Annotated in this window: 11 protein-coding genes; 3 read left to right on the top strand and 8 right to left on the bottom strand. The window is 39.8% G+C overall.

Annotated features, from left to right (window positions below; translation table 11 throughout):
• Positions 1-688 (bottom strand): hypothetical protein (locus B2O97_RS18875; protein WP_286767915.1); only part of this gene is annotated, 688 nt, incomplete at its 3' end.
• An 83-nt stretch (positions 689-771) separates the two neighbouring features.
• Between B2O97_RS18875 and B2O97_RS18870 the strand changes: the two genes are divergently transcribed.
• Together B2O97_RS18870 and B2O97_RS18865 are read left to right on the top strand one after the other, a co-directional pair.
• Positions 772-1,938: an FAD-dependent monooxygenase gene (locus B2O97_RS18870; protein WP_172462372.1), complete on the top strand. Its 1,167-nt coding sequence runs from the start codon at positions 772-774 to the stop codon at positions 1,936-1,938.
• Positions 1,938-2,333: a hypothetical protein gene (locus B2O97_RS18865; RefSeq protein WP_286709303.1), complete on the top strand. Its 396-nt coding sequence runs from the start codon at positions 1,938-1,940 to the stop codon at positions 2,331-2,333. Before B2O97_RS18870 ends, B2O97_RS18865 begins: the two co-directional genes overlap by 1 nt.
• Before the next feature lie 284 nt (positions 2,334-2,617).
• Here B2O97_RS18865 and B2O97_RS18860 read toward each other — a convergent pair whose 3' ends face one another.
• The 5 genes from B2O97_RS18860 to B2O97_RS18840 all read right to left on the bottom strand — a co-directional run bounded on the left by B2O97_RS18860 (position 2,618) and on the right by B2O97_RS18840 (position 10,438).
• The gene (locus B2O97_RS18860; protein ID WP_286767914.1) at positions 2,618-4,165 is read right to left on the bottom strand and encodes an AAA domain-containing protein; all 1,548 of its coding nucleotides are present in this window, start codon (positions 4,163-4,165) and stop codon (positions 2,618-2,620) included.
• 457 nt (positions 4,166-4,622) lie between these two features.
• On the bottom strand, positions 4,623-4,994 hold the full coding sequence (locus B2O97_RS18855) for a response regulator (RefSeq protein WP_070568401.1): 372 nt from the start codon (positions 4,992-4,994) through the stop codon (positions 4,623-4,625).
• Between the two features lie 2 nt (positions 4,995-4,996).
• On the bottom strand, positions 4,997-5,368 hold the full coding sequence (locus B2O97_RS18850) for a response regulator (RefSeq protein WP_286767913.1): 372 nt from the start codon (positions 5,366-5,368) through the stop codon (positions 4,997-4,999).
• Between the two features lie 7 nt (positions 5,369-5,375).
• Positions 5,376-8,960 (bottom strand): response regulator, encoded by a 3,585-nt coding sequence (locus tag B2O97_RS18845; RefSeq protein ID WP_070568397.1) that lies wholly within the window; start codon positions 8,958-8,960, stop codon positions 5,376-5,378.
• Positions 8,961-8,968: 8 nt separating this feature from the next.
• On the bottom strand, positions 8,969-10,438 hold the full coding sequence (locus B2O97_RS18840) for a hybrid sensor histidine kinase/response regulator (RefSeq protein WP_112374603.1): 1,470 nt from the start codon (positions 10,436-10,438) through the stop codon (positions 8,969-8,971).
• Positions 10,439-10,769: 331 nt separating this feature from the next.
• Here B2O97_RS18840 and B2O97_RS18835 point away from each other — a divergent pair, with 331 nt between their 5' ends.
• Positions 10,770-10,895, top strand: a complete 126-nt coding sequence (locus B2O97_RS18835) for a hypothetical protein (RefSeq protein WP_256603312.1) — start codon at positions 10,770-10,772, stop codon at positions 10,893-10,895.
• 138 nt (positions 10,896-11,033) lie between these two features.
• Here the strand turns inward: B2O97_RS18835 and B2O97_RS18830 are convergent, their stop codons facing one another.
• Both B2O97_RS18830 and B2O97_RS18825 read right to left on the bottom strand, forming a co-directional pair.
• Positions 11,034-12,191, bottom strand: coding sequence for a zinc-dependent alcohol dehydrogenase (locus tag B2O97_RS18830; protein WP_088161295.1), 1,158 nt, complete (start codon positions 12,189-12,191; stop codon positions 11,034-11,036).
• 462 nt (positions 12,192-12,653) lie between these two features.
• Positions 12,654-12,809 carry a hypothetical protein gene (locus B2O97_RS18825; protein WP_159332907.1) on the bottom strand — a complete coding sequence of 52 codons (156 nt, stop codon included), beginning with the start codon at positions 12,807-12,809 and terminating at the stop codon, positions 12,654-12,656.
• Positions 12,810-12,884: the final 75 nt, after the last annotated feature.

Below are 12,884 nucleotides of genomic sequence, written 5' to 3'. Positions count from 1 at the left end.
GTAGTATGGTGCGGAATATGCATATCGTATTCCGAACCAAATAAACCGCATCAATTTCAGCGTTGTTAAGATGGAAATAATCTGTTTTTTTCCTTTTTAATAAATTGCTGAAAAGCAGATAAATAAGTTCAAGTGCTTTTAACCGATAAAAAGCTTGCGGTAAAATGTTTTCTATTGAAAGGTCAGCTAATTGAGCAATTAAATCAGTCATTTCAGGTGACAAAAATTCTTCTATCCAAAAGGTTTTTTCTATATCAAAAAGATAAGACAATTTATCTGCATCATTTCCTACAAAATGTTTCAGGTATTCCAGCTCAACTAAAATGCTGATTTGCTGTACGTGGACATCTTTAGGAAATAACACTTCACTTTCCAAATGTGAAGGTATAATACGAACATGAGGCTGATTGTTCAAAGATCTTTTACTAATGGCATTTGCCGATTTTTTGTTAATAAGAATATTTTGAAACGAAATGAGTAGTCCTTTTTCTATTGTCCTGATTGGTTTTCTTTTATAAGCAAAAGTCTTGCTGGCAATTAAAGAGCGAACCATTATTAACATCTCGGGCATCAAGTCCACAATGTTCAATTCGTTGAAATTCAAAAATTTTATCTCATTTTCAATAGAAGATAAGGAGATGCCAAGTTTTTCAGCAAGTTTTCTCATTTTACGCTTTTCATCAAACATAATTTTTTGGACTATTATTAGTTTAATTTGGTCTATTTTATCTGTAAATATAGAAAGATATTTGCTGTATAAAAATGAAAAAAATGAAAAAAAATATTATTATTTCAGGAGGTGGCATCGCTGGATTGACTGTTGCAAAACTGTTGAGCAAACAAGGGCATAAGGTGACTGTTTTGGAAAGAGCGGCATCATTCAGTAAATCCGGATTTCTTATTTCGCTTAAGAGTTTTGGCGTTCGTATTATTGAAGAATTAGGATTAGCAGAACAATTACAACAAGCATCGTCACCCTCTGAATTTGTAAATTTCAGGGAGTCAGACGATTCAATTATACAAAGTCTTAGCTATGAGAAAATGAACGAGAATATTGAACGTTCCGTACTGATAACGCGAGGCGGATTGCATCACGTTTTATACAACGACGTAAAAAATGAAGTGAGTATTCATTTCTCATCTTCTGTTGAAAACGTAATGCATGATGAAGACAAAGTTCAAATATTACTCAACAACGGAACCGTGTTGGAGGCCGATCTCCTTATCGTTTCAGAAGGGTTACGCTCTACAACAAGACAAAATTATTTTCCGGAAAGTACGCTAGCGGATTTTAAATTTGTTTATATGGGTGGACGATTGAGAGAGCATCATTCTTATGAGGTTGGCAAATTCAATATCTATATTGATGTGAATAAGATGCTGTCTATTTATCCAATTGCTTCCGATGAAATAGCCATTCAGTGCTATTTACATGATACAGGAGATTTACCATCTGTTCAAAATAAAGCTAATGAAATACTCAAAACTTCTTTTGCCGGGTATAATGAAGATATACAGCATTTGTTAGGTCGCTTTGTGGATAACGGTCTAATGTTTATTGATAAAATGGGGATGATAAATTCATCCACTTTAGTAAATCGTAATGTGGTTTTATTGGGAGATGCGGGGTATTGTCCCACTGCGCTATCGGGAATGGGAGCATCTTTATCAATTTATGGAGCAAAGGCGCTAGCTCATTTTATTCATCAAAATCCGAATGATTTAAAAACGGCTTGTTGCAATTATGATACCATGATGCAGCCAATAATTCAGAAATTTCAGGCTAATGCAAAAAATAATTCAGCATCATTTATCCCTGATAGTAAAGAAAAATTAAACAGTTTTGTCCATTCATTCAGAGCCGCCTCTGAGGCTGATGTGCAAAAAATAATGATTGATCCAATTGTATTAACGGAAGACCAGTTAAATTTTAGATAATGAATTTTAGAAAGATATTTTCCGTCATAGTTGGATTCGGAACGATAGGATTAATGAGTTCTGTTTTTGCAAAAATGCAAGGCTTGCTGTTCACGTCATCTTTAGAAATATTTGCCAGTCAGGAAATCGCTGCCACCAATTTTTCCCAATTTATCATCAAACTTTTTTGTGTTTGGGTTAGTTGTGTGTTGGGTGGAATGGCTACTACGAGGATAGGGGGCAAGCCAAGAGAAAATCTTATAGTTGGTGGTTTAATAATACTGGTCTTGGGTTGGCTATGGTTGTCGACTAAAAATCCTATATGGTTTTGGGTATTGCTGATTTTAGGTATTTTACCCTGTGTATTTTTAGGATATCGAGTAACTTCTATTATATGTAAATTTCGTATCAAATGACCATGCGATTCTTAGTTGCAAATTGACTACCTGATTTTCTGGCGAAACTAGATTTAGTGCTGTAGGAGTAATGCCATCAAAAGTGATAATTAATATGCATCTTTTAAGTTATCAAGCCTGAACGTGAGATCAGACTTCGTCATTTGGTGTGAATAGCTCCCTTTTAAAGGTTATTGTGGTTACGATTGTTGCCTCGATAACCTTTAATAGGAGTCGGAAACCAATGAGATAACATTATTTGTGCTGGTTACCTGCGAATTATCGGTTCTATCAATGGCGATTCGCTAATTATCACTTATATTGATTTTCGTTGCCACATGCACGTGGTTGTTCAAATTTGCTTCTTCTTCATCCTGTTGACGGATAAAATCAAGTAGTCGCTTCAATTCTCCATTGGCATCATCCCACCATTTAATGGACCATATCCTATGGAATATAAAACCATATCTTTCAAGTTGCTCCTGGCGGAAGCTGTCCCATGCGTAAGCTTCAGGACTGTTATGGTATTTTGCGCCATCACACTCTATTGCGATGAGTGGTTTGTGGCTTATTTTTGATTTTACAACAATATCAATCCTAAAACCGCCTACGGAATGCTGCTGTTCTAAACGGTCTGCACCGATATGCTGTGCAAGTTGTTCGAATACTTCATCTTCAAATGGAGACTCAGACCCCAAGCTAAATTCCGCTGGTTCATACAGTTTATCTGTACAATACTGACTCAACAGCTGTAGAATGCCCCTTCGCAATTCGTCATTCCCCTCACTTACCGCTTTCGCATAGGTAAAGTAAGCGTACAGAATTCCACGGCCTTTATTGCCCTTCTGTTGGATAAGATTTGGGTACTGACCAACATACTCCTGCGGGAAAGAGGTACATACATATACTTTTGACCGCGCTCGAGTAATGATTACATTCAACATGCGATGTCCTTTACCTTGTATAATCGGACCAAAGTTTTGACTAAACGAGCCGTCAGCTTTCCGTCCAAATGTCGTGGACAGAATGATAATATCCCGTTCGTCTCCCTGAATGTTTTCGAGATTTTTAACAAAGAATGAATCTCCTGCCTGCGCCATTAAGCTATCGAATACAGTATCGTTCTGGCGAACTGCACTCAGTTCCTCCAGGATCAAGTTACGTTGGTAGATATTGAATGTAGCAACACCCACGCTTGGAATACTATCTTTCGCATCCTTCATGATCTGTTGTAACAACTCGACCACTTTCAATGCCTCTTGCTTATTTACCTGTCCTTCATACAATCCATCAATCTGTAAGTATTCAATAGGAGTGTAGTGTTCTTTTGCCGGAACAGGCATCAATCTATTTCCGTAAAACGCATGATTGGAAAAGTCGATAAGATAAGGATGTTTCGAACGATAATGGACTTTTAAATACGATTCAACGAAGCCTTTATCTACAGCATAAGCGAGTAAAGATTCGCTATCTGCAAGATTAAGCTGAGCCGCTTGCAGTGCAGTCCGATCTGAAAATTCATCTTCGGGATCTTCTATCTCATCATCAATCGGGTCAAGTAGCGCTCCACTTCCTTCAAAGTAAGAGGAGGGAGCCATCTGGTGCTTATCACCGGAAACAATTTTAGCCTTTCCTCGGATCAGGGCCGCGTACGTATCTTCGAGACGCAACTGGCTGGCCTCATCAAATATGACCACATCAAAAATTCCTTCCTCCAGTGGTAGGATAGAACTGCAGACAGATGGATTGACCAACAATACCGGGAAAAAATCTGTAAATAGTTCAAATTCTCTGTTCACAATAGTGCGGAGTGAATTGCGACGCATTCCCTTCGATCCCTTTTTGTTAAACAAACTATTGATGTTTTGTCCTCTGGCTTTAAAATGTCCGACGGCGTCAGCTTGCCTTTCCGTCCATAAGGCAATAATACTATTCAGCTGTGCATGGTTAAACTCCTGTTTATGCTGTTGATATTGCTGTAGTTGGTAGTCACTTTTTGGCAGTTCTTGTGGCTCATTTGTCGTGAGTACCCAATACAGATACCAGCATTCAAATGCTTCAGTCCAATGATCTTTAAGATGTATGCTGATTCTGGTAATAAGCCTTTGTTATATATAAAGTGAACCTTCTTGGGATCGGTTTCGTTAACTGATAAACTACGCAATATAGATCGTTTAATACTTGAAATCGCTGTGATAGCATAGTGTCTATACCAGGTAAAGCATTAGTGCAAATATCAAGTATGTCGTTAATCCCTAAAATAATAAAATTGGTGCCCCAGATTGATAAATTTTTGGGGAGTAAAAGATCTTAATAATTTAAATTTAGCATTTTATTGATCACCTTCTCCAGATCGACGATGTCGAATGGTTTTTCCAGGTAGTCATCAGCTCCTGCCAGTTTAGCCAAGCTTTCTATATCTTTGTTCGCGGAAAGATAAATTACCGGTATTCTCTTGAATTCCTGATGGTTTTTGAGTAACTGAGTCGCTTCAATTCCTCCAATGGAGGGTATCCAGTTATCCATTAAAATTAAGTCAGGCTTTGTCTCAGTAACCTTTTCTATCACGTCGTGGGAGGTAGAGGACACAGCTACTGAATATCCGAAGCTCTCCAATATCATAGAAATCATCTCCAGCAATTGTTTGTCATCGTCAAACAATAATATTTTCTTCTTTTCCATTCTTAAAATTTTTCGATCAGCGGAATAAGTTCGTCGATATCTATAGGTTTAGAAATATAACCATCTGCGCCAGCACTTAGGTATTTTTCCCGGTCACCGGACATGGCCTGAGCAGTAACCGCAATTATGGTAACATCGTTAAATATTTCGCTGGATCCCTTGATCCTGGCAATGCCTTCATATCCATCTATTTCAGGCATCATCATATCCATCAGCACGATATTGATATTTTTATGCTGATGGAGTATTTCAAGCCCTTCTGCTAAGGAAGCACTGCTTAGTACAGCATAACCTTTTGACTTAAGAACCAATTTTAGGGCAAAAATATTATAAGGTTCATCATCGATGATCAGAATCAATTTTTTATTGTCCATATTTTAATCAGTTGTATAACCATACACGTAATAATGAAAGCAATTGATCGGTGTCCACGGGCTTTGAAATATAATCAGAGGCCCCGGCTATGATACACCTTTCCCTGTCACCGATCATGTTTTTTGCTGTTATGGCAATTATCGGTATTTCACTATAATGGGGATTTTGACGAATCATTTTAATCGTTTCATACCCATCCATTTCGGGCATCACCATATCCATAAGAATAGCAGAAATATCATCGTGTTCTTCAATTTTGTCTAGACCTTCCTTTCCGTCCATTGCAGAAACAACATTAATCTGATACCTTTCAAGCGCTTGAGAGAGATAATAAATAGTGCGTATATCGTCATCGACGATAAGAACTTTTTTATTTTGCAGTACTTCTCTGATGGTTCCTAAAGACGATTTTTTTGACCATTCTTCACCAGGATGGTTTCCTACTAAATGCAAAAACAGTCCAACTTCGTCCAGTATTCGCTGGTAGGAATTTGCCGTTTTGATGACAATCGAATCGGCATATTGCTTCAATTTTAGCTCTTCAGATTTCGAAAGATTCTTCCCTGTGAATACAATGATAGGTATATTTTCTAAACCGGGTTTTTGTCGTATCGAGTCTAATGTGTCATATCCCATATTGCCCGGAACGCCCATGTCCAGTATAACGCAATCTGCTTTATCAGAATAGAGACTGTCGACACTTTCTGTAACGGTAGTCTTTATTTCAGAAATGATATCATAGCTTTCCAAAAAGTTAGCAAGTGCTGCTGCATGTTTTGAATTTTCCTCTACAATAAGCACCTTTTTCGGATTCCGGGCAAGTGCTTCCTCAATTTTTATAAACATCTGCGCCATTTGTTCCAGCGCAATAGGTTTATCCATAAAATCGATAGCCCCTTGGAGCAGACTTTCCCGTTTAACTTCAAAAGATGACATAACATGGACTGGAATCGGACGTGTAATTGGATTGTTTTTAATCTCTGCCATAACCTGCCACCCATCTTTTACAGGTAATTGAATATCCAATAAAATCGCCGTAGGCTTATACCTTATCGCTGCATCAGCTGCCTGGTCTCCACGCACGATGACTACCCCTTTATATTTTTGCTGCCGGGTATACCTAAGCAGCGCTTTAGCAAAATTAACATCATCTTCCACGATCAATATCACTTTATCGTCCTCTTTTATATCATTCCGGTCATCATCAACATCCGGCGGGATAATGTCAACGGTATGCGGACTACTGGACATTATGATGTCCTGTGTTTTTTCGATGTTTTCCGCAATGGACTGTATAAGCTCTCCCGTTGTCGTAACAGTATTTTCTTCCAGATTTTCGGGAATTAAAAGGGTAAAGGTACTTCCTTTTTTTTCCTGGCTACTTAAACGGATCTCTCCGCCCAACAGACGCGAGAGTTCACGGCTGATCGAAAGCCCAAGACCTGTCCCGCCAAATTTACGGCGTGTGGATCCGTCAGCCTGCTGAAAAGCTTCAAATATGACGTCCTGTTTGTCCGGTGCAATTCCTATACCGGTGTCAGTTACGGCAAAAGCAATCTGTCCATCTTGTGCCTCGCTTGGGAAGACGGAAAGTGTGACTTGTCCCTCTTTCGTAAACTTGATGGCATTCGATAATAGATTCCGTAGGATCTGGTCCAGTCGCTGGCGGTCAGTACGTATTGTCTTTGGCAGGTTGTCTGCCAATTTTATTGTAAATGAGAGTGCTTTTTCCCTTATAATCGGAGAAAATAGATTGTCCAGGTCTTTTGTGAGATCCGAAATTGCAACCTGCTGATAATCGAGTTCCATTTTACCGGACTCAATTTTTGAAAGATCGAGAATTTCGTCGATAAGGGTCAATAGGTTTTTTCCCGATAATTGGATCACCTCGGCCGATTCAATCTGTTCGGTTGTCAGGTTCTTTTCGGGATTATCCGACATTAGGCGTGATAGAAGCAAAATTGAATTGAGCGGTGTACGCAGCTCATGTGACATATTTGCCAAAAATTCTGACTTATATTTCGTGCTCCGCGCCAGTTCTTCCGCTTTTTTCTGAATTTCCTGATTTCGGTCTGCTATCAGTATATTTTTTTCTTCTAGCATTGCAGAGCGTTGCTCCAGTTCTTTATTGGCTTGCAGCAGTTCTTCCTGTTGTACGCGTAGTTCTTCTTCGGACGTCTGGAGTTTTTGGGTATGGATTTCAAGATTTGCATTGAGATTTTCCAGCTCGGCATGCTGTGCCTGAAGTTCCTCTGTCTGCGATTGCGTTTCTTCAAGCAGCTGCTGTACTTTCAGCCGCGCCTGAGCTGCAACAATCGCTGCACCAATATGACGGCCCGCTTCTCTATAAAATGGCATCTGGGGTTCCTCGAATTTCCTGAAAGAACCAAGTTCAATAACACCAATGCAGGTGTGACCATCAAAAATTGGAAGTAATAAGATCGAATGCAGGGGTAAATATCCTGCAGTAAAACTGACCACATTTTTCGAAGGATATGGATTTTCTATGATCCGTACTTTGCCGTCCACAAACGCCTGACCGACAGCGCCTTCTCCGGGTGCGATAAATTGCCGCATCGAATCTTCATGGCCGTAGGCTCCTATCAGTGCTAGCTGCGTATGCTCAAGGATATAAAGGGAGCCGTTGGCACATTCCCCATAAGTGACTAAGATTTGCAATGCATCGGAAACTAGATCTTCTTTCACTTTGTTGCCGACTAAAACTTCGTTTAGCAAGGCGAGCCCGGTCTGGCGCCATTCATTGTCGCTAAGTTCATCGAAAGATTGTTTTAACGAATCTGCCATATTGTTTAGTGAACCGGCTAAACTTCCTAGTTCATCATGCTCCTGGTCATTGATTTTAACCGAATAGTTTCCGGCAGCAATCTGTCCCGCAATACGTTGTGTTGCGACGAGTCTTTGGGTGATCTCCCTATCTTTTTTCTTAAGGTCTTGTTCGAGCTGTACCCGTTTCGCCAGGTCCCTTCTAAGCCTTATATAAGAAAATATGGTAATGAACAGCGAAAAAATCGCAGCGATGATCACAAAAAGTGAAGTCAATGTTGATGCCGTATTGAGCCTTCCGGACCTACTGTCGAGCAATTTCTCCTCATTGTCCACAAGTCTGGCGAGAAGCGCACGGCATCTGTCCATATATTTCTTGCCCTCCTCCATGTCCGCTAAGGTCACCGTACCCCGGGCCTTTTTTATGTTAACCAGTCCGGCCAGTTTATTCAATCGGGACTCGACCAGCTGGCCGATGCTATCTATTATTTTTTGCTGCGGGAGATTGTCCGATACCAGGTCACGGGCGGTGGCAATTGACTGAGGGAGGGAGCGGGAACTGCTATAATAGGGTTCCAGAAAATGTTCTCTTCCGGTGAGCAGAAACCCCCGCTGTCCAGTCTCGGCATTTTGTAGGTCGATCAAAATTCTGTTCGAGCGTGCAATGACACGTCTACTGTGATCAACCATTTGACTATTATGAATCTGATTACGGATACTTAGATATGATGCTGTCGAACTGGTCAATAACAGGGCCAGTGAAAATCCAAAGCCGATCTGCAGATCTCTTAAAAAACGTTTTGGCATTGCCTGGTTCAATTTAAAGGTAAAGAAAAATAAAAAGTAGATCCTCCTGAGGGGGCACTGCGTACACCGATAGTTCCATTGTGCTGCTTAATTATTTCAGCGCAGATATAAAGACCAATCCCCAGACCCTGAAAGTTTACGGACGATTCTTCCACACGGTAAAACTTATCAAACACGTGTTTTTGCCTGTTTTCCGGGATACCTATACCGCAATCGGTGACAAATACACTAACTGAGTCAGATTCATATTGTATGTCTACTGTTATACAGGGCCTATTGACTGAATATTTTATCGCATTACTGAGAAAATTGATCAAGACTTGCTCTATACGCCTCTTATCAGCTTTTATCATGTGGTTGATAAGATTGGGATCGTAATGAAAATAAAAATCAACATCGGCATTCATCTGTCTCATTGAGGATATAGTCTCTTCAATCAGGTTTTCAATTACAAAATCCTCTTTTCTTAAATTTAGCTGGCCGCTATCAATTTTAGAAATATCGAGCAGGTCTTTTATCAGCTCCTGTAATTTATCTACATGTCCATCTAGGGTAAGGAGATGTTTTTGGATAGAAGAAATGTCGTTTAAGCCGATCAGACGCATCATAAATTGCACATAACCCTTAATACTGGTCAGAGGTGTCTTTAGTTCGTGGCTGGCAATGCTCAAGAATTCGTCTTTCTTTTTTTCCAATTGTTTTCTGTGGTCAATGTCCGTCAGGGTTCCCACCCAAATTGGGCCCGATTCCTGCTCGCGTATCGGTGCTATGCGAAGAAGAAAATATTTGTAATTTTCTGCGCTAAGCTCTTTGATGCGGACTTCTTTTTCATAAACCGTTCTGTGTGACACAGCGTCAGTCCATAGCATTTTGATCTCCTCGTCATCGGGATGTGTGGGTGGAAAAGATTCAGCGGACCGAGCAAATCGGTACCATTGGGAATTGACAAATTTTATGCCCCCATCAAAATTTGCAGTGAAAGCCAGCTGCGGTAAGGATTCGAGTGTCAGGTGGAGCTGGTCAACCTGTTTTTCAAGGGCACGCTGGGCTTTTTTGCGTTCTTCGATTTCAGATAGAAGCTGTTCCTGCATTTTATTGAGAGCGACTGTCTTTTCATGGAGATCATAGAAAGTTTTGACTTTCAGATTCAGGATATCCGGATCGACAGGTTTAGTGACGTAATCATGACCACCGGAAGCATATCCCTGCGTAATGAATTTTTTGTCCTTGCTGACTGCCGATAGGAATATTATCGGGATATTTTTTGTTTTATTGAGGCCACGTAGGGTTGCTGCAACTTCAAATCCATCCATATCCGGCATCTGGACATCCAGAATAATGAGTACGTAGTCGGTTTTCAGGGATTTTTTTAGCGCTTCCTCACCAGAGAGGGCAGTATCCACTAAAAAATTTTTTGATTCTAAGAGCTTCTTTAATGAAAATATGTTTTCTTCTTGGTCATCTACAATTAAAATCATGGTTTCTGCATTTATGTTTAACGGTAGTTTGAGATTGTATAAGTAAATGTTAAATATACACAGTTTATTTGTATCAACGAATTCAACTCTGTCCTAAAGGGAAAATTTTTGATAAATTATAAAAGCCGACAGCAAATATAGATTTAGCCGTTTATAAATTGGGGTAATATAGAAAATCGATACAAGTCTACCAAAACTAGCTTTGCGGTATTACTTAAAAATAAATGAACTATTGTAGCTTCAATAATGCATAGAAATAAACTCTAATTATCTGATATAGTATTTACTATCGTCTTAAAGCGTATGATTGATTTACAAAAAATATTTGCAGATGGGGTGGTCCCAGATCGAAAGTGCTGCAGTTAATTTTAAAGGGGGGATTACAGCTTACACGCTTGAAGAGAAAGTAGACCAAAGCACAGCAAAAATATGGATAAAATATTTTGGTAACTTTTGAAGGAATACTTGCGAAGCTATTTTAGCGATTTGCGAAAAGGCCTAGCAGCATTAACCGAACGATAAACCGCGAGGAAAAATCATTTAATGTTTACAGCAAGCCTGCTCGTTTTTCGTGATTTTTCCTCGCAAATTTATCTTAGGGTTTCAAAACTACTTTAACGCAATCGTCTTCTTTCTCATTGAAGATTTTATAGCCATGCTCCGCTTCAGTAAGCGGAATGGTGTGGGTGATAATATCATCGAGAACTACTTTATTTTCGCTGACGAGGTTCACAAGCTTGTCAATATAGTTAAGAACAGGGGCTTGACCCTGCTTAATGGTGATACCTTTATCAAAAATCCTGAATAGTGGGAAATTATCGTATGGTGAACCATATACGCCCATGATCGATACTGTTCCCATTCGTCTGACCGCTTCAAAGCACATTTCCAATACTTTTATCGACCCTTTTTCAAAATTTATCGTTGCTTTTACTTTATCCATAAAATTTCGTTCGGGCTCAAAGCCTACTGCATCTACGCACACGTCGGCTCCTCTTCCGTCAGTCATTTCACGAATTGCCTGAATAACATCTACTTTATGTGGGTTTAGGATTTCAACGTTATTGACTGCTTTCGCTTTCTCCAATCGATAGTCCAGTGGGTCTATAGCGATAACTCGACCAGCACCATTAAGCCATGCTGCTTTTTGAGCCATCAGGCCGACAGGACCCGAACCAAAGATTGCAACAGTTTCACCGCCTTTCAGATTTGCCCAATCAATCGCAGACCATCCGGTAGGAAAAATGTCTGTTAAAAACAAAGCCTGTTCATCAGTCAGGTGTTCGGGAATAATCCGAGGACTGATATCGGCATAAGGAACGCGTACATATTCAGCCTGACCGCCAGAATATCCTCCGTAAAGATCAGTATAGCCAAAGAGTGCACCACCTTTTTGATCCATCAAATCCCCGTTGGGACCATAGTGTTTAAAGTTTGAATTCTCGCAGGCAGGAGATGCTTCATGCGTACAGAAAAAACATTTTCCGCAAGCGATCGGAAAGGGGACTACTACACGGTCGCCTTTTTTTAGATTGGTGATTTCTGAGCCCACTTCCTCTACGATGCCCATAAATTCGTGTCCCATGATCAGGTTTTCCTTCTGCGGGACTGCACCGCTTAGAATATGTAGATCGGAGCCACATATTGCGGTCGCGGTTACTTTTAGAATGACGTCTCTTGGGTCAAGTATAGCTGGGTCAGGTACATTATCGACCCTGATATCGCCGGGCTTATGGAATACTGCTGCTTTCATAATTTATATTTTAGAATGTGTGTACATTTAACCAATTATTAATCTGTGTTTTAAAGGAACACATCCAAAACAATTTTGGTTCAAAAAATAATAGCACACAACTATTCACATCTCAATGAAGGGTATTTTTCTCAAAAGATAACGTATATGCAACATCAATATGTGTCAAACCATTAGGTGTTCGGTGATGTTCACGGTGAAAGAATAATTCATTAAATGAAGGTGATGAAGATTAAATAGAATAGGTTGTATGGCGGAGTGATATTATTTTTAAATTCACTAGAATCAATCTCTGTCGAAGAGTCTTCGAATTGCTCTATTGTTTTTTTGAGTTCTTTCCGCTCGCAACAATACTAAGGCTAATCAATAACAGCAATGATAAGGTAATTAGGTAAGGTCTTTTGCTTTAGCTCAAAGCCGCCGAAGCCCGTTAACATGTAACCAATTAACAAGGGAGGCTTTTTATTTTTCCCTTTTCTGCTTTACCAGCACGATCCAATCATCTTGTACGCTTTCTGTACCCACCAATAATCGCGCATCGTCTATTGACAATAAATCGTCCTCCCAAAGTGGAGTTGTGCAGGTTTGAGCGAGCAGTTGCTCCAGATTTCCTTTCATGGGCTTATAGGCATGCGCACCGCATTTCCGCCATAAGTAAGTGAAGTTTAAGCCAATCCTTTACTATAAATTATA

The sequence above is a fragment of the Sphingobacterium sp. UBA865 genome (genome assembly GCF_002295765.1).
Lineage (GTDB): Bacteria > Bacteroidota > Bacteroidia > Sphingobacteriales > Sphingobacteriaceae > Sphingobacterium > Sphingobacterium multivorum.
Note: the sequence above shows the minus strand (reverse complement) of the source record. Positions and strands in the feature narration are given on the sequence as shown.